At 56.5% G+C, this 25560-nt stretch carries 25 protein-coding genes; 10 read left to right on the forward strand and 15 right to left on the reverse strand.

What is annotated here, in order from left to right:
• Window positions 1-133: 133 nt before the first annotated feature.
• Together HDF08_RS01500 and HDF08_RS01505 are read left to right on the forward strand one after the other, a co-directional pair.
• A complete protein-coding gene (locus HDF08_RS01500; RefSeq protein WP_179636678.1) occupies window positions 134-574 on the forward strand; it encodes a hypothetical protein in 441 nt (146 codons plus the stop codon).
• Window positions 575-643: 69 nt separating this feature from the next.
• Window positions 644-1228 (forward strand): beta-class carbonic anhydrase, encoded by a 585-nt coding sequence (locus tag HDF08_RS01505; RefSeq protein WP_179636679.1) that lies wholly within the window; start codon window positions 644-646, stop codon window positions 1226-1228.
• Window positions 1229-1455: 227 nt separating this feature from the next.
• On the opposite strand, the gene HDF08_RS01510 is transcribed toward HDF08_RS01505, so the two are convergent.
• Complete coding sequence (locus HDF08_RS01510; RefSeq protein WP_179636680.1) at window positions 1456-1920, reverse strand: hypothetical protein; 465 nt, start codon at window positions 1918-1920, stop codon at window positions 1456-1458.
• Between the two features lie 180 nt (window positions 1921-2100).
• On the opposite strand from HDF08_RS01510, the gene pyrH reads away from it, so the two are divergent.
• On the forward strand, window positions 2101-2805 hold the full coding sequence (gene pyrH, locus HDF08_RS01515) for a UMP kinase (protein WP_179636681.1): 705 nt from the start codon (window positions 2101-2103) through the stop codon (window positions 2803-2805).
• A gap of 329 nt (window positions 2806-3134) precedes the next feature.
• Window positions 3135-4352 carry an acyltransferase family protein gene (locus tag HDF08_RS01520; RefSeq protein ID WP_257030824.1) on the forward strand — a complete coding sequence of 406 codons (1218 nt, stop codon included), beginning with the start codon at window positions 3135-3137 and terminating at the stop codon, window positions 4350-4352.
• A 913-nt stretch (window positions 4353-5265) separates the two neighbouring features.
• Here the strand turns inward: HDF08_RS01520 and HDF08_RS01525 are convergent.
• The 6 genes from HDF08_RS01525 to acpS form a co-directional block, all read right to left on the reverse strand.
• Complete coding sequence (locus HDF08_RS01525; RefSeq protein WP_179636682.1) at window positions 5266-6645, reverse strand: lactonase family protein; 1380 nt, start codon at window positions 6643-6645, stop codon at window positions 5266-5268.
• A gap of 105 nt (window positions 6646-6750) precedes the next feature.
• Window positions 6751-7977 carry a beta-propeller fold lactonase family protein gene (locus HDF08_RS01530; RefSeq protein ID WP_179636683.1) on the reverse strand — a complete coding sequence of 409 codons (1227 nt, stop codon included), beginning with the start codon at window positions 7975-7977 and terminating at the stop codon, window positions 6751-6753.
• 265 nt (window positions 7978-8242) lie between these two features.
• Complete coding sequence (locus tag HDF08_RS22035; RefSeq protein WP_373563098.1) at window positions 8243-9820, reverse strand: M13 family metallopeptidase; 1578 nt, start codon at window positions 9818-9820, stop codon at window positions 8243-8245.
• 2 nt (window positions 9821-9822) lie between these two features.
• Entirely contained in the window at window positions 9823-10428 is a 606-nt protein-coding gene (locus HDF08_RS22040; protein ID WP_373563099.1) for a M13 family metallopeptidase, read from the reverse strand.
• Between the two features lie 84 nt (window positions 10429-10512).
• Window positions 10513-11598, reverse strand: a complete 1086-nt coding sequence (locus HDF08_RS01540; RefSeq protein ID WP_179636684.1) for an MlaD family protein — start codon at window positions 11596-11598, stop codon at window positions 10513-10515.
• Window positions 11599-11860: 262 nt separating this feature from the next.
• Window positions 11861-12241, reverse strand: coding sequence for a holo-ACP synthase (gene acpS, locus HDF08_RS01545; protein ID WP_179636685.1), 381 nt, complete (start codon window positions 12239-12241; stop codon window positions 11861-11863).
• A 192-nt stretch (window positions 12242-12433) separates the two neighbouring features.
• Here acpS and HDF08_RS01550 point away from each other — a divergent pair, with 192 nt between their 5' ends.
• The gene (locus HDF08_RS01550) at window positions 12434-12799 is read left to right on the forward strand and encodes a hypothetical protein (protein ID WP_179636686.1); all 366 of its coding nucleotides are present in this window, start codon (window positions 12434-12436) and stop codon (window positions 12797-12799) included.
• Between the two features lie 16 nt (window positions 12800-12815).
• On the opposite strand, the gene HDF08_RS01555 is transcribed toward HDF08_RS01550, so the two are convergent.
• The 5 genes from HDF08_RS01555 to HDF08_RS01575 all read right to left on the reverse strand — a co-directional run bounded on the left by HDF08_RS01555 (window position 12816) and on the right by HDF08_RS01575 (window position 17798).
• On the reverse strand, window positions 12816-14069 hold the full coding sequence (locus tag HDF08_RS01555; RefSeq protein ID WP_179636687.1) for a transporter: 1254 nt from the start codon (window positions 14067-14069) through the stop codon (window positions 12816-12818).
• 40 nt (window positions 14070-14109) lie between these two features.
• Window positions 14110-14790: a C39 family peptidase gene (locus HDF08_RS01560; RefSeq protein ID WP_179636688.1), complete on the reverse strand. Its 681-nt coding sequence runs from the start codon at window positions 14788-14790 to the stop codon at window positions 14110-14112.
• Complete coding sequence (locus HDF08_RS01565; RefSeq protein WP_179636689.1) at window positions 14790-15200, reverse strand: hypothetical protein; 411 nt, start codon at window positions 15198-15200, stop codon at window positions 14790-14792. The genes HDF08_RS01560 and HDF08_RS01565 overlap by 1 nt, the downstream gene beginning before the upstream one ends.
• Before the next feature lie 73 nt (window positions 15201-15273).
• The gene (locus tag HDF08_RS01570) at window positions 15274-16629 is read right to left on the reverse strand and encodes a serine-rich family protein (RefSeq protein ID WP_179636690.1); all 1356 of its coding nucleotides are present in this window, start codon (window positions 16627-16629) and stop codon (window positions 15274-15276) included.
• 575 nt (window positions 16630-17204) lie between these two features.
• Window positions 17205-17798, reverse strand: a complete 594-nt coding sequence (locus HDF08_RS01575; RefSeq protein WP_179636691.1) for a hypothetical protein — start codon at window positions 17796-17798, stop codon at window positions 17205-17207.
• Between the two features lie 36 nt (window positions 17799-17834).
• Between HDF08_RS01575 and HDF08_RS01580 the strand changes: the two genes are divergently transcribed.
• The 3 genes from HDF08_RS01580 to HDF08_RS01590 all read left to right on the forward strand — a co-directional run bounded on the left by HDF08_RS01580 (window position 17835) and on the right by HDF08_RS01590 (window position 20473).
• On the forward strand, window positions 17835-18623 hold the full coding sequence (locus tag HDF08_RS01580; protein ID WP_373563100.1) for an ABC transporter ATP-binding protein: 789 nt from the start codon (window positions 17835-17837) through the stop codon (window positions 18621-18623).
• Window positions 18624-18830: 207 nt separating this feature from the next.
• Window positions 18831-19682: a JmjC domain-containing protein gene (locus HDF08_RS22045; RefSeq protein WP_179636692.1), complete on the forward strand. Its 852-nt coding sequence runs from the start codon at window positions 18831-18833 to the stop codon at window positions 19680-19682.
• Window positions 19683-19933: 251 nt separating this feature from the next.
• A complete protein-coding gene (locus HDF08_RS01590; RefSeq protein ID WP_257030826.1) occupies window positions 19934-20473 on the forward strand; it encodes a putative signal transducing protein in 540 nt (179 codons plus the stop codon).
• Between the two features lie 54 nt (window positions 20474-20527).
• Here the strand turns inward: HDF08_RS01590 and HDF08_RS01595 are convergent, their stop codons facing one another.
• Window positions 20528-22450, reverse strand: a complete 1923-nt coding sequence (locus HDF08_RS01595; RefSeq protein ID WP_179636694.1) for a M1 family metallopeptidase — start codon at window positions 22448-22450, stop codon at window positions 20528-20530.
• 196 nt (window positions 22451-22646) lie between these two features.
• Between HDF08_RS01595 and HDF08_RS01600 the strand changes: the two genes are divergently transcribed.
• Window positions 22647-23531, forward strand: a complete 885-nt coding sequence (locus HDF08_RS01600; RefSeq protein WP_179636695.1) for a magnesium transporter CorA family protein — start codon at window positions 22647-22649, stop codon at window positions 23529-23531.
• Window positions 23532-23668: 137 nt separating this feature from the next.
• Window positions 23669-23929, forward strand: coding sequence for a hypothetical protein (locus HDF08_RS01605; RefSeq protein WP_179636696.1), 261 nt, complete (start codon window positions 23669-23671; stop codon window positions 23927-23929).
• Between the two features lie 61 nt (window positions 23930-23990).
• Here HDF08_RS01605 and HDF08_RS01610 read toward each other — a convergent pair whose 3' ends face one another.
• Complete coding sequence (locus HDF08_RS01610; RefSeq protein WP_179636697.1) at window positions 23991-24905, reverse strand: bestrophin family protein; 915 nt, start codon at window positions 24903-24905, stop codon at window positions 23991-23993.
• Window positions 24902-25552 carry a carbonic anhydrase gene (locus tag HDF08_RS01615; RefSeq protein ID WP_179636698.1) on the reverse strand — a complete coding sequence of 217 codons (651 nt, stop codon included), beginning with the start codon at window positions 25550-25552 and terminating at the stop codon, window positions 24902-24904. Before HDF08_RS01615 ends, HDF08_RS01610 begins: the two co-directional genes overlap by 4 nt.
• Between the last annotated feature and the right edge of the window lie 8 nt (window positions 25553-25560).

Raw genomic sequence — 25560 nt, forward strand, 5'->3', positions numbered from 1 at the left:
ACTGTAGAACCCTCCAGATCCATCGTCAGTCAGGCAACCAAGAGCGCTCTCATCTTGCTTTGACCACGCGGTCAGGCATCCGCTTCCAGCGCCGACATCTCAGCCAACGACGAACAATCAGGAGACCATACCGATGCGCAGATTCATAAGCCTTTCCCTCGCTGCCTTCACCCTCATCGCACCCATCACAATCAAGGCCCAGCCGGCAGCACCCACCGCAGGAAAGCCCTATCTGGTCGAGTGGGTCTACCGAGTCCAGTACGGCCATCAGGACGAGTGGTGGTCCCTCTTCCGCAAGTATCAGATCGCCGCCCTCGACCGCGAGCAGCAGCTCGGTTACGTCACCACTTACACCGTCTACGGCCCCGGTCTGCACACCTCGGAGGACAGTCGCTGGGACTACCGCATCGTCATCAGCTACAAGGACCAACCCTCGTCCACTCACGAAAGCGAAGTCCTGCGCCAACTCTTCTCAGACCAGCAAACTCTCCACAAAGAAGAGAACCGCCGCTGGGAACTCACCTCGAACCACTACGATCTGCCCATCCACATCGTCGATCCACACGCCGAGTAATTCCGACCATCATCCCACCACGGACTCACCACAACTCACCATCAAGAAACCACTCCCAGGAGACACGCCATGAGCAAGATCCTCACCGAAGTCCTCTCCGCCAACGAAGCCTACGCAGCCAGCTTCGGCGAAAAAGCCAACCTCGCCCTTCCACCCGCCCGAGGCTTCGCCATCCTAACCTGTATGGACGCTCGCCTCGACCCTGCCAAATACGCAGGCCTGGCCGAAGGAGATGCCCACGTCATCCGCAACGCCGGCGGCCGAGCCAGCGACGACGCCATCCGCTCCCTCGTCATCAGCTACAAGCTCCTCGGCACCAAAGAGTTCTTCGTCATCCATCACACCGACTGCGGCATGCAGTTCTTCACCAACGACATCATCCGCGGCCTCCTTGCCAGCAGCCTAGAAACCGCCGCCCTCACCCCCGAAGGCTTCAAAGATGTAGGCAAAGGCCCAGGCTCAACCGCAGCCGAGTTCATCGAATTCCTCACCATCAAAGATCAGGCCGAATCAGTCCTCGCCGACGTCACCCGCATCCGCACCAGCCCCCTCGTGCCGAAGTCCATCCCCATCTACGGCTACATCTACGACGTCAAATCCGGCAAACTCATCGAAGTTCCAGCCGCCACCACAACAGGCCGCGCTACGCCATAAAGGGAGTGGCGGTTTCGAAGTTCTTCGTAACGAGAAGGAGAAAAAGTCGCCATCCTGAGCGTAGCGAATGATCCCTTTATTCACCTTTGCTTTAGGTCAGTTCCGCCCTCAAACTATCGCCGACCGCAGCAAAAAATAAGGAGAGTCCTGCCACCACGCCCTTACCGCCGCAAGCCAAACAAACAGGGGGAGCATTCTTGCTCCCCCTGTTCCTCTATCCCAGGCATTTACTCCCAGCGAGCCGTACGCTCCGCATTATCGACTATCGTGTGCGCATAGTCGATATGCTCAATCGCCCGATCCCGCAACCCATGCGCCTGCGGAACATCCTCCGCATGCTCCAAATCCCGGTGCGCGGCATAGAGCAGTTCATTAGCCTTGCGGAACCTGTCATGCGGGCTCAAACCCGTATCAATGTGGAACGGATCGTTCAATCCCTTGCCGTCATCGATCGAGGCGTGTTTGATCTCATTGATCGCCGCATCGATATGCTTGATCGCCTCATTGTCGTCATGCTTTACCGGACCCCACGCCCATCCATCATTCAGATAGTGCCGCGCCGCTCGCAGATCGCTCAGCGCATGCAGATAAGCCGGATGTGGGCCTGGAACTTCCTGTGCCTGCATCGTCATCGGCGTCACCGCTGCAATCATTCCAGCTGTCAAAACCATCAAACGGACTTTACTAACCATGTAACTTTCTCCTTGGGCTGCGTCGTATCGTGCCCGCACCCTGCAAGACCCACCTAACCCCGCAAAGTTGTGCACAACAAATACGAGTTCCACCAAAGTTGTAAACAAATCGACCTTCGAGGTCGTCTATATCCGTTATCCGATAATCCTCCCCCGCCCCATGCGATACTTAGTTCTGACATGTACAAAAGAGTCCTCCTCAAGATCTCAGGCGAAGCTCTGGCCGCAGGCAAAGGTTTTGGCATTGACGCTGTCTTCATTCACAAAATCGCCGCAGAAATAGCCGCCGTTCACGCCCTCGGCTGCGAGATCGGCATCGTCGTCGGAGGCGGAAACTTCTTCCGCGGCGTCGCCCAGCAGGCCATCGACATGGACAGGGTCGCCGCCGACCACATGGGCATGCTGTCTACAGTGATCAATGCGATCGCCCTTCAGGACGCCATCGAAAAGCTCGGCCTCTTCTGCCGCGTCATGTCCGCCATCGAGATGCACGAAGTCGCCGAGCCCTACATCCGCCGCCGCGCCATGCGTCACCTCGAAAAGAACCGCATCGTCATCTTCGCCGCCGGCACCGGCAACCCCTTCTTTTCCACCGACACCGCCGCCAGTCTCCGCGCCATGGAGATCAAAGCCGACATCCTCCTCAAAGCCACCTCGGTCGACGGCATCTACACTGCCGACCCCAAAGTCGACGACAAGGCCACCAAGTTCGACCAGATCACCTACAGCGAGATGCTCCGACTCAACCTCCGCGTCATGGACACCACCGCCGTCTCCCTCTGTCGCGACAACAACATGCCCATGATGGTCTTCAGCATGCGAGAGTCCGGCAACATCGTCCGCGTCGTTAGCGGCGAAAAGATTGGCTCCCTCGTCACCGCCTGACCAGTCTCTACCCACAACCAAATAAATCTTCATCTCGGACCGACGCCAACCCACCGAAACGTCATCTCGACCACACAACCCACCAAATCGTCATCTCGACCGAAGCTGCTCACAGTTTTATCGTGTGCAGCGCAGTGGAGAGACCCCCGTATTTGTTCTTGCTGCTGCTTGCCCTTTGGCTGTGCTGCTACGTTCTTTTGCCAGTCTTTCGCCTGCTGTGGCCGTCCTTGTTATTCCGCAGCGTAGCGAAGAAATCTTCTGTTGCCAGAATAATGTCGTCTTCTTCGCCCCTCCCCACGTCTAATTCAAAGAAACCGCGTTTGATAAGTTTGAAACGCAGCAGCATCCCACTCAAGCAGGACGACCGTGTGAACCTCAGCCTTCTGGAACCAGAGATCGAGCAAGCGCCTGCCCCGCAGCCTGCAACCAGGACCACGCGCAAGCCGCCCTTGCCGGCTCTCACCGGAATCCGCACACTCCTCGCCATCTTCATCATTCTCTTCCACTTCACCCCGCCACACCTCGGCCTCCTCTATCCCATCATCGACAACGGCTACGTCTTCGTCGGCGTCTTCTTCCTCATCTCCGGCTACGTTCTTACCTACAACTACGCCGACCGCGCCAACACCCTCATCAAGCGCGAGTTCTGGCTGGCCCGCTTCTCCCGCCTCTACCCCATCTACCTCCTCGTCCTGCTGATCTCCTTCCGCATGGTGCAGGACGAGTGGCACGCCCGCTCCCACTCCGAGTTCTGGCAGGGACTCATCCTCACCCCCCTTGTCCTTCAGGGCTGGAGCCCCTCCGTCGCCACCTTCTGGAACACCGTCGCCTGGACCCTCTCAAGCGAAGTCGTCCTCTACGCCGCCTTCCCCTGGCTCATCCGCCTTCCCTGGCCCAAAAAATCGGCCCAGCTGGTGCTTCTCATCATCGCCCTCTGGGTCATCGGCCTCATCCCCCACTCCCTCTACCTCTGGCTCAACCCCGACCACATCGTAGGTCCGGTCGACCGCTATAGCTCCACCCAGCTCATCCGCTTCCTCAAGTACACCCCGCTACCCTACGTCTGCACCTTCCTCATTGGGGTCACCCTGGGCAAACTCCAGCATGCCCTCACCATCTCCTCTCGTCAGCGCCTCCTGCTCTCGTCCGTCAGCCTGGCGCTCGTGGGAGTCTTCTTCTACACCCTCGTCGTCCGCACGCCGTACCTCCTCATGCACGGCGGCCTCTTGACCCCTGTCTTCGCCGCCTTGGTCCTCGGCCTCAGCGGGCCTCACGCCATCTCGGCCCTCTTCTCCTGGCGCCCTCTTTTGCTCATTGGCGAGAGCAGCTACTGCCTCTACCTGCTCCACTTCAACGTCTTCCAGCTCCTCCACCTCTACCATGTGCCGGAGCGCCTCCACCTGGCCGCTCTCGAGCCCTGGCTCTCCTACGCAATCCTCATTCTGCTCGCTCTGGCCGCCTTCCACTTCGTAGAAACTCCTGCCCGCAAGGCCATCCTCAGCCGCTTCTCCCGCAAACCCCGCTCGCTCGCCCCAGTCTCTTCCTAGTGTTGAGAGTCTTGAGTTCGTGGCAAATTCACCTTTGTTGTCGGCTTTATTTCTTTACGTCGCACTTTTGTCCCTAAGCAAAGTCGAATGGCGAAGCCCGCATTAGGCTGACGAACCCATATCAGGTCTTTTTGCTGTCATCCTAAGCGCAGCGAAGGATCCCGAAGAGCTCAGACCTACCCGAACCGCCCATCCCTTCCGCCCATCATCTTCACGCCGGTGTCTGACGTTTTGGCCTTTGCCTGCCCTCCGTCTTTGCTGTGTCCTTCTTGTCATCCCTCAGGGGATCTGCTGTTACCGTTGCCATCGATCCCCGAAATCCTGTCAAGCCCCAAAAAAGCAAATTCCCTCGCCAAACAAGGACAAACGCGTGGCGTATTAGTTTCACTCCCTCAGCTATACTTAAATCAAGCTCAAAGAAGATGCCTTCGGACGAAAATCCGAGGGCATCGTTGTTTAGAAGCGAGCAGTGTCTAGAAGACATAGCCATAAACATTAGCCATAACTCATTGATTTCAAGTATTTTAGCAATAAGCCATTTAGGATGAGAAGCTTGCAGACAGTTATGCCGTGTAAACATTTGAAAATAATAAACTTGCGTGTAAAATACCCCCAAGAGGGGGAGGGGGGTATCTCACAGGATAAGGCGTTGGAATAACGGAGGAGAGGACGAAAGAGCGACGTTAGAGGCTGTTTAAAAATCCTGTCGTGTTTAAGGGCACGGCTTCAGCAGTGCCGCTAGAGCGTTGCAAGCATTGCGGCTTCAGCCGCTGAGGTCCGTCTTTCGCTTTCGGAGGGTATTCTTCATCACCCTCGTAGCCATCAAACCGGAAGAGTGCTATCTGCTCATAAAAGAGGACGCGAAAGAGCCCCGCGGGCAACGGGGCTTTTTCGTTGACACATAACAAACAGGCTATTCGACGATGATCTGCGTAGGATGCGATCCGTTCGCTACGGCCACAGCACAGCTTGGCAGCGCGCCCGAGGGGAACGGAGTATTTTGCACCTGCTTCAACGTGCCGTTTTGAGGAGCGAGCTGAAACGCCGAGACATCGCCTTCGAGGTTGTTCGTCGCATAGAGGTAGATACCCAGCGCCGGCTCGATCGCAACGCAGGTTGGACCCGTACCCGTCGCCGTCGAAGCAGAACCGACAGCGCCCGTCACATTCCCCGAGGTTTGATCGATCGTATAAGCGCCGACCGTACCCGAGGAGAAGTTCGCTACATACAGGAACTTGCCCCGAGGATCAATCGTCACACCCACCGGAAAGATACCAGTGGCGAACGGGCTGCCGTTGGTCATCGGAGTCAGCGACCCATCTGAATTCACCGTACTGCCATACAGTTGGTTCGTCGCCTGATCGGTAATGTAAACAAAACGCGAAGAAGGATCTGCCGCAATGGCGCTGGGTGTTGTTCCTGCGCCGTATCCGGTGGCGACCGTCTTGCCCGTGCTATCAGTCGTAATCGTGGTCCCAGGAGTAGGAGTCAATGTGCCCGTCGTCGAGTTCTGCACGAAGCCCAGAACCGTCGCCTTCGGTGTGGTCGGTGTCTCCTGATCGATCACATACACATAGTTGGTCAGGAGTCCGTTGTTGGCAGTAGCTGTGGGCGTCGTCGACAGGATGCAGTTTGCAGAGCTGGTACCTCCGGCGGCCAATGGTTGGCAGCGCGGACGGCTCACCACAACGCCAAACGGTGTATTGCCAACCGGAACGTAGTTCAGAGAGGTCAGAGAGGTCGTGGTTCCAATCGTCGTATTTGCTACGGCTGTTCCCAGCGAGCCGTCTTTATTGATCGGGAAGATCGTAATACCGCCCGGCCCGGGCGATGCGGTCGAGTAAAGCTGCTGTCCCTGTGGACCGAGCTGATACTGGAACGTGACATAAAGGAAGGTGCCTGCCGCATCCATCGCAACTGAGGTCCCGTTGCTCCCCGTTATGTTGTACGTGTTCTGCAGGTAGATCTTCCCGTCGGTGCCGACCGAGTACTCTCCAATCGTTGAATCGTCGTGGTTCACGACATACACATTCAACCCGTTCGGCGAGGCAATCAGGGTAACCGGATTCCGGCCTGCCGGGATCGGGGAATCCGCAAGCGGCGTCAACGAACCAATCTGGTAGTCCACCGCGTACGCATTGATGCCACCGTTGGGAGAGGTGCTCGTCAACGGTTTTGCCGTAGTCACATAAACGTACGCCAGCGTGTAGTCGCGGCTGCACGCCGTTACGCTCACCAACGCAAAAGACAATATCGAGGCCACTGTTCCGCGACCCATCTTATTCCACTTCATGCTTGCCTAACTCCAGGGCAAATCGTTTCCGCCCGTTCCTGCTGTCCCGATACTCAGGATTCCTCGAGACATCCTGTCCTGGTTCTCCAGCTGCCTTATTGCCAGCTAGTCTACGTTTCCGCTTACTGCGAGGCACGTCGCCTGTCCGGTCGCCGTGAACTTCGATCCTCGCTTCAGGTCTTGCAAGAAGCCTTGCGTCGAGATCGACTTGCCAGTCACAGTTCCATCTCCGTTGGACGTATAGATGTACTGATTCGACGGGTCCTCTACCATGCAAACCGGCCCGGCCCCCACAGAGTAAGGATTGTTACCCGGATCGATCGCCAGCAAAGTACTATTCGTCTGGACCTGGAACGCCGAGATGGAGCTGTTCGGATTCGTGGTATCGGTAGTCGACTGGTTCGCCACATATAAGAAGTTCTTCGCCGAGCCAGCTCCGCCAACCAGCGAGTAAACCGGATTCGCCCCTGGAGAGACATTTCCAATCGGTCCGCCCGTGATCGGATTCAAAGTGCATGTAGTAGCCGCGACCGAGAAGGGAAGAATCCGTCCACCAGGGTTGCTCGCAGTGGGAGCCGCATCGGTGATATACACCGCGCTTCCGCCGGTAATAATCGACGTAGCGCGTCCAGTCTGCGCATTGAACTTCTGTGTCGTCGTAAGGGTCAACTGACCAGCAGTTCCGGCTGCGTAAGGAGACACAGTCTGGTCAGCCGTGTTGAGAGTTAACAAGCATCCGCCCGAGACCGCCATCATCGTTGGCGTTTCGCCAACGGGGAAGTAGGTCAACTGCAATCCCGTCTGAGGATCCTTGATCTGCTGATTCAGTACCAGTGTCAACCGACCCGTATTCGGATCGATCGAGAAGACCGTGATGTCACCATTGGCGGGAGGTGGCGCACCATCGAGCGATGGTGCCTGCTGATCCAGAACGTACAGAAAATTACCCGTAGTGTCGACCGCAGCCCAGACGGGAGTGCTTCCCTGGCTTGTAAAGCATTGCTGGAAGGTCAACACGCCCTGTCCGCCAACGCTGAACTCGCTGATGCTGCCGGCACTCCCGCACGGCAGGTTCGATGTTGGTCCGCTCCCGCCGCCCTTGTTGACCACATAGACGAAGCGGCCGCCAGGCTTCACCACAATCGACACCGGATCAGCTCCGCCGGAGGTAAACGGGGAGTGCGGCATCGCCGTCAGGTTTCCCGTAAAGTCGTCAATCTTAAATCCCGCAATCTGGTTGTACTGCGTTCCAAGAACCCACATGAACCCGATCGTGCCGCCACCGCACGCCGTCATGCCTAGACCCATCGCTACGGACACTACCAAGGCCATTGAAACCCGGCCAATCCTGCTCAACTTCATGCGCTTCCTTAATCCTCGCCAGTGAACGGTTCTCCGTCCACCTTTTGCCGCGAGCAACTCTGTAGGGTACGATTCCTTCGCTTATTGTAGAAGCTGTCGCGACTTTGTGCCACTTATGCCCTTCATTCTGGTTGGCCTACCCCCAGCGTATGTGGTCACCACGTCGTGGTTACCGCCACCTTCCATCCACACAAAAGCCCAGGCCGCAGCCCGGGCCTCTGGTTCACTCGCACCTCTACCACACGCGACAGGAGTTCACCGGCATCATTGCGTGGCCCGCTTTACAGCCAAACGCTTTGCCGAACTCATCGAAGTTCCGCACCGTGCCCTTCGCCCGCCACTCGCCCGTGCTATGTGGATCGGTCTTCGCCAGTACACGCGCATTCTGCTCCGTCTGATTCTGGCACCATAGCTGTCCGAAGGTAATAAAGAAGCGCTGCTGCGCGGTATATCCATCACGCTTCCCATCAACATACCCAGGCTCGGCGGTAGCTCCCTGTTGCGTAAGAGCTGCTTCGAGCGCCTGGAAGGCAATTCGAATCCCACCATTATCGGCCGTATTCTCGCCAAGCGTCAGCTTGCCGTTAAGGTTCTGTCCCTCAGCCACCTTGAACCCGTCATACTCCTTCACCTCACAATCGGTGCGCTCGGTAAACTTCGCTCGATCCTCGGCTGTGAACCACGGACGCACATTTCCCTTCGGATCGTACTTCGATCCCTGGTCGTCGAAGCCATGCGTCATCTCATGCCCGATCACGGTGCCGATTCCGCCGCAGTTCACTGCCGGATCTTTACTGTTATCGAAGAAGGGAGGCTGCAGAATTCCAGCAGGGAAGTTAATGTCGTTGTTCGAAGGGCTGTAGTACGCGTTCACCGTCGGGGGTGTCATCCCCCACTCCTTTTCGTCAACCGGCTTGCCCAGTTTGGCGTAGTTGCGAGCCCGCTCGAAACTCTGCCCCCTCTCCACATTGCCGAGATAATCGTCCCGCTTCACTGTCAACGAGCTGTAATCACGCCAGTTCTCCGGATAGCCGATCTTATTGCGAATTGCATCCAGCTTCGCCTTCGCTTCGACCTTGGTCGCATTGCTCATCCACGGCAGTTGCTGGATGTCCTGTCCTAGTGCCTGTTCAAGCGCCACCACCAGCTTGTCCATATTGGCCTTCGCATCGGGAGGGAAGTACTGTTTCACCCAGTCCTGACCCACGGCCTCGCCCAGTGCTGTATCGGTCGCGCGTGTGCAACGCTTCCATCGCGGTGTCTGCTCCTTCTGGCCTTGCAGCGTCGCCGAAAAGAAGTTGAAATTTTCATCCACAAATGGTTTCGACAAAGCAGGCGCAGCAGTCCTCAGCGCATGCCAGCGCAAATAGCTCTTGATCGAATCCAAACTTGCCGCATCGATCTCGGCGTTCATCGCCTTGAAGTAGTCCGGCGTTGCAACATTCAGCGTACTGAACTCGCCAATCGTAACCTCCTTCAAATAGGTCTGCCAATCATAATCAGGAGACAGCGCCTCGAGATCCTCCTTGGACATGATGTGATATCGCTTCGCCGGATCACGCAGCTCAACTCGGTCCATCGAGCCCTTGGCGAGCGCCGTCTCGATAGCCATCACACTCTTAGCCTCGTCCGACGCCTTCTCCGGAGTATCGCCCAGCAAGACAAACATCTTCGCGACATGCTCGACATACTGATCCCGCAGCTTCTGGCTCCGATCATCCTCGGTCAGATAGTACGACCGGTCCGGGAGAGAGAGGCCGCCTTGAATTGTGCTTGCAATCTGTTGGCTCGAGTCCTTCTGATCCTGCTGCACATTCAATCCATAAACACGCCCACAGAGTAGTTCTTCTGTAACTCCGCCACGATCGTCGCCAGTTGTTTTTTGTCCTTCAATGACGCAATCGTCGCCAGCGCAGGCTGCAGCGGCTTTGTCCCCAGCCTGTCGGCCAGATCGACGTTCATACATGCCGCGAAGTAGTCGCCATACTTGCGTTGCAGCGGGTTCTTCGGATCGTCCGCCGCTGCCTTCAACTCCGTGTAGAGCAGATAATTATTACGTTCCGCTAACTCATTGAACCGCCCCCACCGCACCTGATCAGATGGAACTGGATTTTTCTTCAGCCAGTTGCCGCATGCATATTGATAGAAGTCGATGCAAGGGTCCGCGGTCTTATCGATTGCGGAAAGGTCAAAGATGATTGGCTGCTTCGGCTCCGAAGTTGGGCCTCCCGGTACATCTGTTTCCGTAAATGCTTGTCCCAGACACACGGCAGTAGAAAGTATCAACAGGCTCGCTAAAGATTTGGAAATCATGTCGCTCCTCAGAAAAATCCCAATAGAAGGCAACGGCTCAGACAACAAGACGATTCGTCTGCCGTCAAAAACGTAACTCTCCGTGATACTACGAAGACGAGACGCCATATCACAAAGTTTCCGGCCCACGAAACGCAGAAAAAAGGGCTCAGGCCGAAGCCCAACCCCTTCTTCCCGTCGCCGCATCTTCTCTCAAAAGATCTTCAGGTGGATTGTCAGGTACTTCTTTGGATCGCTTCGAATCGTCGTCACCAGATCCGTGCTGGCCACCAGCAGCTTATTCAAGTTGGTGTAAGCGGCATCATCTTTCACCAGTTTGCCCAGCGTACCCCGCCCATCGTTCACTCCCGACACCAGCGTATTGACCTGTGTCAACGTATTGCTCAGATCCTGGCGAAACTTCGGATCCTTCAGCATCAGCCCAAGTCCACCCTTGCCGGCGTCGGCGTCGGCAAGCAATGAGTTCGCATGCGCAAGTGTAGAGTTAAGATTCTTATAAAGGGTATCGTCCTTCAACAGCTTGCCCGCCGTGCCCTTGCCGCTGTCGATTCCATCCGCGATGTTCTGCAGCTTTGCGACCGTACCGTTCAACCGGTTGTACAGCGTGTCGTCGGTCATCAGCTTGCCAATCGATCCGCGTCCCGCGTTGATATTCTTCTCCAACTTCAGCAGCTCATCGACAGTATTATTTGCCTTGTTATAAAGATCAGGATTATTGATCAGCTGCCCAATCGAACCCTTTCCCGACTGAATGTTGTCGACGATGATGTTCATCTTCGCCAGAATCACATTCAGGCTCTCAATCGTTCCCTGGCTCGCTTTCACGACATCGGTCAAGCTAGGCGTCTCTAAAGTCTTCAAAACATCGCCGTCCTGCAACGGCGGCCCAACGGCAAACTGGCTGTTGATGTCCACCACCGTATCTCCCAGCACACCCACCGTCGACAACGAGGCCTTCGAATCCTTCTTCAGGTTGGTGGCGAACTTTTGGTTCATCTTCATCACCACCTTCACCGGCGTCAGCTTGTGCTCCGGCGAGTTGTCGATCGTCACCGACTTCACCGTTCCGATCGTCACCCCTTCCAGGTTCACCGCCGCACCCGTCTTCAGCCCCGCCGAGTTCTCAAAGAAGGTCACCACCGTCAGCTTATGCGAGAAGATTCCCAGCCCCGACGAGCTCGTCATCAGGAACAGCAGGGTCACCAGCACCACCGTCGAAATCAGTACAATCACGCCCACCTTCAACTGCGACCACCGAACCTCCTGCTGGCTGGGCATAGCTCTCCTTTAAGACCGTTTCGCAAAACTTCACTGCCCGCGGCGTTACACTGCCGCCTCCCGCCTGTAGCGCAATCAGGGTGTCAGTAACTAGGAGAATACATTACCCTCCCAATCCATCACCCAGGAAAACTCCTGGCATCGCCTCGCGCTAAGTCGTCGATCTGTTATGGATGCCCAAACCGCTCTAATGGTTTCAACTTCCCATTGATTTCAACCTTTTATGACCTTGCCGTACCGCCCGTGACGCGTGACCGTCACGCTAATCCTCTACCACCACCACCGCCATCGCCAACTCGCGGCTATGGGTCAAACTCAACTGTACCCTGCGCACCCCCATCGCCTTCGCCAACTCTGCCGCCCGCCCGCTCAAGTGAAGCGTAGGTTTACCGCTCGCCTCACGCCGCACCTCAAGCTCCTTCCATGTAACGCCTCGGCTAATTCCCGTTCCCAGCGCCTTCGCGCCAGCCTCCTTCGCTGCAAACCGGGCCGAAAAGCTCTCTGCGGCATTCTTCTTCTTGCGCACACAGTAAGCGATCTCTCCCTCAGTAAAAATCCGCTCCAGAAACCGCTCGCCGTACCGGTCGATACTCTCTTGTATCCGTCTCGTCTCGATCAGATCCGTTCCTACACCCAGCACCATGAGAACCTCGCTTGCGCCACCTTCTTACGCGAACCAACAACAGACAAATCGCAAGTCATCTCTTTTCAAGATTATCAAACAGCAAACCCCACATGACCACAGTACCCCGTCAGAGACTCACGCTTCCCCCCTCCCTTTCCGATGAACACCCTATCGGCAAGCACATTCGATTCGGCAGAGGCTCAACACCCCATGCAATCGCTCGATATTCAGGGCTTCAGCTACGAAGAGCGCCAAGGCCTTCTGCCCTCGCTCACCTCGGCCTTCGCAGACTGCGGAGGCTGGATCCTCAACCGCAGGACCACCTCGCCCACCACCATGGAGTTCCGCGTCGAGATCCAGCTCCGCGCCGTCATCGACATCTACGCCTCCATCATCTCTTCCGGCCTCGAGCTCACCCGCGCCGGTCACCTTGGCTTTACCCACCTCTGCACATGCCGTAAAAATCTTGCCACCCCGGCTGACCTCGGTCAGATCATCACCATCCGTCTGGAGATTAGCTTCCTGGAAGACGCCACACTGCAGTCTCTCTTCCTCTCCGCCGGAGAGTGCGCCTGATCGTCCCACGCACCACCTAATGCACGGTCAGTTTTTTCTGCTTCGGCCCCCACAGTCCCATCCGGAACGGCACACCCACTGAGAACTGCAGATTCGGCGTATCCGGCGTCAGCCCCACGCCAAAGCTCAGATCAATCGTCTTACCTGGCGCGTACACATAACTCGTTCCCAACCGCAGCGTGCCTTCCACCAGATACGAAGCAGGAATATCCACCCCGTTCAACGTAGTACTGCGAGTAAACCGTTGATCCCAACCAAGAGTCATCGATACGTCCGGGTTCAACGCCAGGATCGACCCAATCTGGAATCCCACAGCATCCCCCGGGTTGAAGTGCCCCACCATCGTCGCCGCCGGGTTACTCGGATCGTTAGCTGAAACCGTATGATCGCCCTTCAGATTCGCCGTGTAAGAAAGATTCCCGAAGAACACCACCGGATCGCTCGACTTCGCCAAAGTCAGGTTTCCCTGTATTGCATTGAAGCCTGTCCCAAGCGCCACCTGGCTGCTCTGCAAATTGTAAGGATCTTTCCCCGTCGTCGATTTGAACCGCACACTCGCCAGCATGTCTGGAATCTTTCCATGCTCGCTTGTCAGCTGCCGCGAGATGCCGGCAGAGATATCGCCCAACCCAAAACTGCTCGAAGAGGTTTGGACATTATTCGCGTCCACCGTCCGAATCAACTCATACCCATAAGGAATCGTGAGATCGGCCTGGAGCTTATGCGGCAATCCAAGCCGCGCCGTGAAGTTTGGCAGAAGATAGTCCTCCCTCACGCGCTCCGAAGCGATATCACCCACCACCAACACGGGCAGCAACGCAAAACCATTCACCGTCACATGGTCCGACGACGCGCTGAAGTAAGACGTGGTGTTGTCGACCTCCAGGGTTCCAGAGGGCAGCAGCAATCCGCCACGCACAATCAAAGCTTGATCCAGAGCCTCCGTCGCCTGCCGTTCCGTGCTGTCGTAGGTTGACGTCGACACCACCGAGTTGATCACGCGACTGGTCGAGGCGGCCGGCAAAGTAGGACGCTCCACCACCTTCGCCGGAGTAGTAAAGCCTCCGTTCATACGCCACTCCAGCTCATTCACGCGCTCCAGCAGATTGCGGATGATCGCATCGCGCTCTCGCAACGCCTCCTGCAGCTTCAGATCCACAGGGTCTCTCGCCGCCGTTGTAGCTTTGGCAATCTCCTGTGTCTGCGGCTGACCATTCGCTGATGTCTGAGCAAGGAGTGATCCCGTGCTCGCCAGCAGAACCACAATCACTGATAAAACTCTTCGCCGCAACATCGACCCGCCTTTCCCTTCAGTACAAATAGTTGCTCGGAGCCGTAACTCCGATCTTGCGCGAGATCAGCGATTCATCCGGTACCATGCGTGCGGCCACAGGAAGACGTTTGTCTCCGATCATTCGGTCGTCTGGCGGATGCACTACGAAGACGATGCCGTTCTTCCACAAGGTCTGAAACCGGTCGACTCGCATCGTGATATTGCCGAAGCCCGGATCGCCCAGAATCACATGCCCCGCCACAATGCCCTTTACCACCACAAAATGGTCGAAGCCTTTCTCTCGTATCGGGACGATCACAGAAGCTTTTTCCTGCGCCAGATCCTGGATCGTCATACCACTGAAAGCCTCAGCATGGTATCCCCGCGCCTCGGAAAAGTGTTTCAAATCGAGCAATGAAAATCCGCCTCGGGAGCGCACACGAGTCGCATCTACGCGATGAAGAAGCCACACCACAATCGAAGTCTCAGTCGTATCGTCCTTGAAGTCATAAGTAAGGAGTGTGCTCAACGCCGCGGCGCCGCAACTGACATCCCAACGCTGCTTCACGACGCCCTCATCGCGAATCTCTTTCAGGCTTCGGACATTCTTGCTTCCCCTCGCCCCCGTTGCTTCTCCAGTGTTCTGAGCGCGCACGGGGGCTGGGAAGAGAACAAGACCCGCCAGTCCAGCAGCAAGTATCGATCGTAAGCAGTTCATCAGTGTTTCCCAGTCAGGTTGGACTGCACAATGCTCCCTACCGTCGAGTTCATATTGACGGTCAGGTTCAGCAGCACATTGATATTGGAGTTCACAGCATTGATGTTGACCAGCGAACTCAGATTTTGCTGCGCGCTGCCATTCAACGTGAGCGTGCCCATGTTGGTGGTTGAGGTCAGCGGTCCGGTCAACACCTGCAGCGTACCGGCACCTGTCACCAGTCCGTTCGCAGTTGACGCCGACCCTTGAAACTGCACGACTCCATTCGACAAGCTCGCCGAAACGCCCGCTGCCGTAACCCGATCCATGGCAGCGTCGTTCAGCGATTGGCCTTTATGCTTGGTTGAGCTTTGGGCCAGTCCTGCTTGAGTTAGCAACGCAAGACTCGCAACTACGAAAAGACGACGCATAAATCCTCCTTGATGCCACAGAGAAGCGTAGGGCGGGGCTCCCTGGTTAGAGGAGCCCTCCCTGCGGCCGTCTTTAGCGGGATTGCGAGATGCTGTTGACTTGGCTAAGGGTCGGCATCGTGGTCAGGTTTGTCGTATGAGCAATGTTCAGCCCATTGGCAACCATACCGCCGGCCGCGTTGACGATGTTCAACGCCTTCGCGTTCTGCTCTGCCGTACCGGCAAGGGTCACGCTATAGCTATTGGTGTCGCTGATCGTCGATCCATCGACTGCGATGTTCTTCGCGGCGGCTGCATCGAAGCTGACTGCGCCCTGTATGTTTTGAATAACGTGGCTGCTCGTGGATTCGCTCTCAGAGTCTGACTTCATCTTGCTGGTCGCTATGCTGGTAGACGTAGCGGTCGCGTCGGAAGCTGTCGCACTCTGGTCGTGAGTGGTCGAGGAGGTATCGGAGGTGTTCAGGCTTGCATTCAGCGACTTCGCTGAGGTTTTAGACGCGGATTTATTCTTGGACCAGCTGGCCATCTCAGCTGTCTGGTCAGAGCTGTTTGCCGTGTTTGAAGCAGTGTTCGCCGTGCCAGCCGTGAAGTTGCTTGCAGATCCGTTATTCGTGGTGGCAAGATTGTCAGTCCCGCTGCCTACGGTCGACGATGTGGCTCCAAGGCTTGAAGCACCATTGTTATTCGACGAAGTGCCGGCCGATGAGGAGCTTCCCGGCTTGGTGGAAGCCGAGGTCGCATACGTCTCGTTTGAAGCCGCTGTATTGTTGCTGGTGCTTGCATCGGTTGCCGTCTCGCTCGCTGTCCCAGAAGCCGACTTCACGTTGCTATACATCGATGAGCGGTTTGATGTAGTAGCAAGTGTCGCGGCCAGCGTTTTGCTTGAGCTGGTTGTGAAGTCGTCCGCATAGGATGCGCTGCTGGTATCCGTATGGTTATAAGAAGCATTGAGGCTCTTGGAAGAGCTGCTCGTCGCCGTCGCGGTGTCTGCGTAGGTGGCGTCGAGTTGGCTGTTTGCGCCCCGCTTGTAACCAGTGAGAACTGCTGACGATGAGCTATCCTGACTGATACCGTTGGCCTGCGTCACAGCGGTTGGTTTGGATGAGGCATCCGACAACGCGCTGCTGTCGTAGACGTTCACGCCATTGGCAACCAGCGCGTCAGTCGAACTCACGATGTTGATGCCGCTGGCACCCATCAGTGCAGATCCCGAGAGATTCACCGCACCTGTGTTGTTTTCAGTAACGGTTGAGTTGTTGGCCGCGATCGAAGAGTTCTCTTCGCCGGCGGCGGTGACTTTGTCCATCTGGTTGTCACGCAGCGCTTGCTTCGCATGTTTGTCGTTGCTGGATTTCGTCTTGTTCTGGCCGTAGGCGGAGCCGCCGACGAGAACCGATGCGGTAACGAGAGTGCAAATGAGTTTATTCACTTCTGCCTCCTGGGCTTTGTTGGCGAGCGCGACCTGCTACGCAGCAAGGCCGGCTGCATAGGGGACAAAATTGACGCACCACTCTGCGGGCGCACGCGGAGACTCAGCGGGCGCAGTTGGTGCGTCACGTAACTATCCGGGGTTAGGGCTTCAACTCAAGCTGAATAAAGTCAGCGTAAAACGTAAAAAGCGGAATGCTGCATGCGAATCTGACTGGTCGTTCAAGCCGATCGCGTCCGTAATGTAGTTCGTGCATGAAGCCCGTCACTACTAATGAATGTCATCTCTGTCTTGCAGATAGTGCGCGACAGATGGAGCCCGTTTCAGAAGTATCTTTCAGACTTCCGACAGCATTACGACATGCAATTCACGTGCCATGTCGTGCCCCCGCATTCCACAGGGAATTCTCGTGCCTCTCACGCGTCATCATGCACCAGCTTGCAAATTCCGAGGAAAAAGTTATCTCGCTGCCGCTCCCACGTCAGTAACTTCCTTGCTATGATCTGCGTAACTTACGCTGTTTTATTCTCCCGCCATCACCTCGCTCGTTATCTCAAGGCCGCCGCAGTCCACAGTCAGCGCCCAAGCTCCACCACCGTCTTGCGGTGCAGCACACTGTCAGAGTCGCCAATCACCAGCAATCCCGGCTGCTTCCAGCCATGCGTCAGAACCAGTCTCAAATCTGTCGCATCTCCAGCCACGTTGAAGATCGGCTCACTCACCACCGAAGCTCCGCCACCCACCTTCGTAGCCAATCCCACTCCATTGACTCCAGCCGATTCCTCCCAGCGACGCCCCTGCGCATCCGTCAGATAAACCTGTATCAAGCGTTCGCTCTGCGCCGACCGTCCCCGATTTGTAACTCGGACGGTTACTCGCACCAGGCGCCGTCCATCGCGGACCATGAAGCCCTTCACCTCCTCCACCCCCGTGACCGTAAAGCACATCTCATCAAAGCACTGCGGCTGCCCCACCGCTACCACTCTCTGTTTCTGCCCCAGCGAAACCGCTATCAGCACTGACAGATACACTACCCAAACCGCAGCCAGCCAAGCTGTCCCACGACGCACTCGTGCCCGTTCGCCACGCAGCCACGACACCCCAATACCCACCACTCCCAGTGCCGTCCAACCCACCACGCCCGCCAGTAAAAACTCGGTCAGCCTCACTCCCCACCCCATTCGCGATAGACTTTCTATACGTACATGCCTCCTCATTCTTCCACGTTGCCCCCCCAACCCGGCTCCCTCTCCACAACGCCTCTGCACTCGATGCCCGATGGCAGCGCCGCAACGCCCATCATCCTCGCCCGCGATCTTGGAAAGACCTACCGCTCCGGCAAACTCGAGGTCCCCGCACTCCGTAAGGTCAACTTCGCCATCACACCCGGCGAGTTTGTCGCTATCGTCGGCCCCTCGGGCTCCGGAAAGTCCACCCTCTTCTACATCCTCGGCGGCCTCACCGGAGCCACCACCGGCTCCGTCCTCATCGACGGCGTAGACTTCGCCACCCTCACCGACGCAGAGCGAACCCGCACCCGCCGCGCCAAGATCGGCTTCATCTTCCAGCGTTTCAATCTCCTGCCCACCCTCTCGGCCATGGGCAACATCGAGATCGCCCATGACATCGCCAACCTCGGCGCCTCGACCAAGCGAGAACTCGACGGCCCTCTTCTCACCCACCTTACCGAGATGCTCGGCATCCAGGGTCGTCTCGATCATCGTCCCAACGAGCTCTCCGGCGGGGAGCAGCAGCGCGTAGCCATCGCCCGCGCTCTCATCAACCGCCCCGCGATCGTCCTCGCTGATGAGCCAACCGGCAACCTCGATACGAAAAACTCCGATGCCGTTCTAAAGATGCTTCGCCAGTCCAGCCGCGAACTCAACCAGACCGTCCTCATGATCACCCACAATCCCGAGGCCGCTCAGATTGCCGATCGAATCCTCCATATGCGCGACGGCGAAATCACTCATATTGAAACCGTTACTCGCTAGCGCATCCGCTGGGCTTGAATTGTGAGAGCCAGCGACCGATAAGCGGGAGAATAGTAACTAAATTCCGGTTACTTTGCGCAAAATACCGCTAAAGTAGTGCACAAATCCCCCCACAAGACCACTTTAGAATTGAAGTCGAGACTCCTCCCCCTGTACCATTCGCTTGTCGCAACTGATTTTTGGGGTAGCGATCTGCCGGGGGATTCTGTGACTTACACATACTTTCAACCAGAACAACAATTTACTGACTGCTTTAGGCGCAAGCCCTTTCTCTTCTCTCACAACCTGGACTCAAACGATCTCTTCTCGACGGCATCGGTCGAGAAGCTCGCCGAAATCTGGAGCCGCGACAACACCAAATCCGGCTTCTTCTACCTCGATAGAAAGTTCAGAGAGTGGGGAAGCGATGATCACAAGGCCAGCTTGGTAGAGGCCTTTCGCCACTCTGACCTCAGCCGCATGAGGATGAAGCTCAGCTTCATTCATACGCAGCCAAAGTATGACAAGGTCCTCGAAACCATGACGCAAGAGCTCTCAGAGCTCACTCACGTCGACCTCGTCAAAGAGTACCGCGCGCCCATGGAGACTCTCTTCCTGACCTCGCCAAACGAGTTCACCCCGTACCACATCGACAGCGAAGACAGCTTTCTTCTTCAGATTCAAGGCACAAAGACCATCTATATCTTCGACGGAAGCGACAAAGAGATTCTCAAAGACCTCGATATCGAAAAGTATTGGGCGCAGAACGAGATCGCACTCCGCGAAGAGATCAGGTCGCGTGGCGTCCGCTTCGATATGGAGCCCGGAACCGGCGTCCACATTCCCATGCACTTCCCCCACATGGTCGAAAGCGGTCCCACGTCTTCGATGTCCCTCAGTATCGGATACGAATCAATCGCCTTCGATCGAGATCTCTTCCGCGTCAATCACCAGCTGCGCAAACTTGGTCTCAACCCCACACCCCCAGGCAAGAGCAAGGTCATCGACAACACCAAGATGGCTGTGGTCGCCGGCGCCAAAGGCATCACCAAGACACTCAAGAACCTTCAACATAAGTAACTTTCAAGAGTACGCCCTGTTTTTAGGTTAGGAAGTCAGAAAAACCTCTTGCAGGGGTCTTTCAATAAATAGCCATGCTGAGCGTGGTTGTTTAGTGGTCAAAACGTGGTCAGTTCAGGCACGTTGCTCCGTTTGGATAAATCTCGTGGTCTGCTAACATCCAAGGCGTGTTCAACCCTTTTCGCTCCGAACCTGAGCCTACGTTCGCCGACCTATATCGCCCAATGTCTGAGTCGGAGTTACAAAGCCTTTTGGCTGACTGGCACTCGCTGCTGCCAGAGGCCCGCATTGCACTCGCCGCCGAGTTCGCTTCTCGCCGCATGGAGTTTACCGAGCCGTCAACGATTCCAGATGAGGCACCTCCAGAGTTTCGCGAACTTGTCACCGTTCGCCGGTACCGCGATCTCTCCGAAGCAATCGTGGCTCGCGCCGTTCTTGAATCGGCCGGCATTTTTTGTTTCCTCAAAGACGAGAATCTTGTCCGGCTCGACTGGCAGGTTTCGAACTTTATCGGGGGCATCCGCCTTCAGGTCGCTTCGACAGATGTCGATGCAGCCGAAGAGATTCTGTCACAGCCTGTCCCCACCGAGTTTGCTGTCCCGGACCAGCCAGGCTTCTCGCAGCCACGCTGTCCTCGCTGCACTTCCATCGACATCACCTGGGAGCGTCAGGGCCGTAAGGCGGCACTTGCCTCGCTCTACCTTTTTTCCTTGCCACTGCCCCGTGGTTCTGAGTCCTGGCACTGCAACAGCTGCGACCTTCGTTGGGTCGATGAAGTCAACCAAGCTTGACCGCCGATGAATCGGAATAGATCACAAGCGTAAACATCTCTCAATTCTGGCCAATTACTCCACCTTTTTCGAACTATTGCTGCGATCGTCATCCGGCAGCACATGATCCGGATCCACCACGACCTCAGCAATCGGCGATTTGTTCTCAAGCGTCCACATATAAACTCCCTTTTGCAGCCAAGTCTCGACGGGAAGCGTAACGCGCACCTTCTCCCCGCTTTTGAACCGCACCTCAACAGGAGTTGGCAACACCAGCTGTCCACGGTTACTGATCGTGACAACCGATCCCTCCACCTTATCGACGGCGACATCATACTTCCAGTTGTTGAGATACCATCCCCGCCAGAACCAGCTCAGGTCCTCGCCGCCTTCGCTCTCCATCGCACGAAAGAAGTCAGAAGGCGAAGGATGTTTGAACGCCCAGTCCTTGATGTACTTTCGGAACGCCCAGTCGAACCGCTCCGGCCCAAGGATCTGCTCGCGTAGCAGCACCATGCCGTATGCACCCTTGAAGTAGCTCACCGGATGCCCAAGCTGCCCCGGATAGCTATCCGCCGGCATGATCAACGTCCCTGCCTCTGCATTGTCCAGCACCTTTAGAATCGTGTCCGGTGGCTCTCCTCCAGCCGAATACTCCGAGTCTCGCTTCGGTCCATACTTCCCGCCCGCGTACTCGGCTGACTCCTCAATATCGATGAACGTGTTGAACCCCTCATCCATAAACGCGTGCCGCCGTTCATTCGAGCCGACGATCATCGGAAACCAGCTATGTCCGAACTCATGCGCCGTCAGCCAGAAGAAGAACGGTCCCTTGTCCTCAACGCCATCGAAGACCACACCGGGATACTCCATCCCGCTTGAAAACCCAGCGATACTTACCGCAGCAGGCCACGGGTACGGATACCAGTGCTTCGAAAATCGTTCAATCGTATCCTTCGTATACTCGGTCGACTTGTCCCACGCGTCCGGGCCAACACTCTCCGGTGGATACACGCTCATCGCAAGGCTCTTCTTCCCATCCGGCAGATTGATCTTTGCTGCATCCCACACAAACACCGGCGACGCGCTCCACACCACATCCCGCGTGTGTTCCATGTGGAAGTGCCACGTCAACGTTCCACCCTGCTTCGGGCGGCTCGCAGGGTCACTCACCTCTGCAGGCGCGCGAATGTACACCGTCTTATCACTGTTCTTCGCCTGGTCCAACCGCTCCATCTCCGCCTTCGTCAGCACCTCCTTCGCATTCACCAACTCCCCCGACCCCGCCACAATCATCGCCGAAGGTGCCGTCACAAAATAATCGAAGTGCCCATACTCCAGATAAAACTCCGCGCCAATGTAAGGCAGCGTGTCCCACCCGCGCAGATCGTCATAGACGCACATCCGCGGATACCACTGCGCCATGTCGTAGATCTCCCCACTCTTGGTCGCGCCCCACGAAGTCCTGCCACCCCAGACGCCAGGAATTACGTAGTGGTACTTGATGTGAATCTTCAGCTGGCCGCCATGCCCACCCAACGGAGTCGCCAGACGAATCTGCATCCGCGTATCGTTAATCAGATACTCCGCCTTCACGGTCTGCTTCCCCTGTTCGATCTCAACGGAATCGAAGACATAGCCTTCGGTCGAAGGCGTCGGCCCAGCCTCATCCCCTCCACGCCTACGCCTTGCTCCTCCGTTCGCAACTCGCGACCGCGAATCCTTCCGATAAATGTTCTGCTCCACCTGTACCCACAGACTTGGCAGCACCTCAGGACTGTTATTGGTGTAAGTGATAATCTCCGTTGTGCTCAGCTGCTTCGTTTCTGTATCGAGCGATGCATGCAACTCATAGTCCGCCTCATTCTGCCAATAGCTAGGCCCCGGCGAACCGTTGCTCGACCGATATCCATTGACCGGCTGTGGCAGAGTAAGCGGCGCAAACGTCAGTCGCGGGTCATACCCGGACGCCACACCAGCGCCAGCCTGCGCCAGCATTGGCTCTACGTTAAAACCAGGCCAAAAAGCAGTCAACAGCAACACGAATAGACGAACATCGCACCGGATCTGCATCAGGGGTAGGTCTCGCTTTCTAGAATCTGAGGGTGTTTTCTAGATCATAGACGTGTGCCAAAGTAGGATGGACTCGAGTTACGGTCTTTTTGGCTTCAAATCGCATACAAAAGGAACTCCCATGCCCTGGTATCAACTCAACGACGCCAACGACCCCAAGCTCGACGCGCTCGCCAAACAGTACAACCTCCACCCTCTTCATCTCGAAGACACACGCAACGAAGACGAAGGCGTTAAAGTTGACTCCGGCGCAGCCTACACCTTCGCCGTCTTCAAGCCCGTGCGTCTCATCCCCGACCCCGACAACCCCGGCGAAGAGATGCCCTCCTTCTCGCCTGTCGACATCTTCGCTGGCAAAGACTTCCTCATCACTGTCTCCGACCCCACCTGCCCCACCACGGAGCAGGCCCTCGCCCGTGCCCGTCGCGACGGCGATGACGAACACCCCGGAAAACTCGTCTCCCTCATCCTCGACACCATCGTCGATCTTTACTTCCCGGCCATCGACCACTTCGACGACCGCATCGACCAGCTCGAAGACAAAGTCTTCGACGATCCCTCGCCTGAGATCCTACAATCCATCTTCGCCATCAAGCGCGAACTCATCGATCTCCGCCGCGTCCTCGTCAACACCCGCGATGCGGCCCTCCATCTCCAGCGCGATCCCAACACCATCATCGATGCCGACTATCAGCCCTACGTCCGCGACACCTACGATCACATCGCACGTCTGCTCGACTCTGTCGAAACCCAGCGCGACTTGCTCAACAACACGCTCGACATCTACCTCTCGTCCGTCTCAAATCGCACCAACGAAGTCATGAAGGTCTTGACGGTCTTAGGCACCATCGTCCTTCCGGTCCTTGCCATCTCCGGCATCTATGGAATGAACCTCAAAGGACTCCCCTTTGAAGATTCGCCCCACGGGGCGGAGTGGGTCGGTGGTATCACCGTCGTTATCACGGCTCTCATGCTGTTCGTCCTCCGCAGGCTGGACTGGCTTTAGCCGATCGGCTCCATCTCATCAAAGCAATGGAAACCCCTGTTGACGAGGCAAAACTCACCTGAAAGGTGATCGCCGCACCTCTACCTAATCCTGCATCTTCTGAAGTACGGCGGCCACGCCGCCAAGGAGATTTGTTCATGACCGACTATCGTGTAAGTCAAGGGGACGTTCAAGAAGATCAAGTAACTGCAGCCATCGAAAAGGTAACTGCGCAGGTGCCATCCAGCGTTTATCTGGCCTTGGCACTTGGCTCAATGGCCGTCTCGGTCGGCTTCCAAGCTGCTAAAAAACACCACGACGCTTTATTCGTAGGCCAGTGGGCGGCCCCATTCCTCATCCTCGGCATCTACAACAAGCTCGTAAAACTTCATGGCTCCGATGGCGCTTCCCACGCCTGACCTTCCCAGATAGCTGAATAAAGCCCCGGAGTGAAAGCCGGGGCTCTACATACCTCGCTGCCTACCAAAGCACGCCGTCAATGGGCGTACTAGCAGCTGGCAGCGTCTTCTCACTCAGCATCTGCCTGAGATTCGTCTCGATCGTCGTGGTGATCGAAGTCAATGGAACGTCGTAGACCGAATTTTCAAAGGGATCCTCAAGATCCCGCCCAATCTTGTCCAACGCCAAAAAGATAAAGCCAACCAGCGTGGAGCCAAGCGGAGTAAACCACCCCATACTCGTTACCAGTGCCAGCGGAAGCAACACGCAATAGATCTGTACAAAAAGCTGTGGGAAGTAGTCATACTGCTTGGGCATTGGGGTGTTCTTGATCCGTTCAGCACCCCCCTGCGCGTCTGCCAGATCGTTCAGGCTCTCATCCATTGCGCGCCATTGCAGCGCGTCAATCCACTCCCTGGTTTGGCACTCCAGCAGCAACTTCCCCATCATTTGCTGTATCGCAAGCGGAACATTCTTCTCCACCCGCAGCGCCTCCAACTCGCGCTCGTCGAGGAGCGGCTTCAGCTCAGCCCACGGCTCCAATTTTCTTAGGTGTTGCCGCAACGCATGCACAAACGCGATCTGCAGATACACCATTCGCCGCTGCATCTCTTTCAGCTCCGCAGCATCGCTACCCGTCAGCGACAACATCCCCGTCGTCACCTGCCGCGCCCAGCTTCGTGAGTTATTGACCACCGAACCCCACAGAATCCGCGCCTCCCACCACCTCGCATAGGCAGACTGGTTTCGAAACGCAACGATAATTCCGATCGACGACCCGAACAGCGCTAGCGGAATATGCGGCAGTGCGACCCAATTCCAGCCCATAACCTTGTACGCCGCCACCACCGCCAGGTCATAAAGCACCAGCAGTAGCAATGGCAAGCCGACGTATTTCAGCATCGCCGTAAGTTGTCGTCCACGCGGAACGATCATTCGCCTGCGCCCTCAATCCTCACCGGCACAAACACCCGTCCGCCGTCCTCTGAGATCCTCACCTCGCCCTTGCCGATGTCGTACACCCAGCCAGAAATCGTCAACTCCTCCCGCGCCATCGCTCCTGCCACCGACGGATGCGTCCGCAAATGCTGCATCTGCAGCAATACATTCTCCTCCGTAACCCGCCGCAACAGCACATCGGGCTTCTCCTCATCTTCGGCCAGCGAATTAGCCACACTCAACGCCGCATGTGCATTGTTCAACCAGTTCTTCACCGTCGGCATCTTCTCCAACGCCTCGGGATGCAGCAAGCCCTTCATCGCTCCGCAATCCGAATGGCCGCACACCACAACATGTTGTACCTTCAGCGCTGTCACGGCGTATTCGATCACCGCGCTCACGCCGCCAAGCATATCGCCGTACGCCGGTACCAGATTGCCGACATTTCGAGTTACAAATACGTCGCCCGGACGAGATTGTGTAATCAACTCAGGATCGATTCGAGAGTCCGCGCAAGTCACAATCAAAGCATGAGGCTTCTGCGGCTCGCTCGCTGCTTTGACATACCTGTCCTTGTGCTCCGTGTAAACCCCAGTCCGAAACTTCCGTATCCCTACCTTCAGTTTTTCGAGTACAGCATCCATAGCTCTCC

The sequence above is a fragment of the Tunturiibacter empetritectus genome (assembly GCF_013410875.1).
Lineage (GTDB): Bacteria > Acidobacteriota > Terriglobia > Terriglobales > Acidobacteriaceae > Edaphobacter > Edaphobacter empetritectus.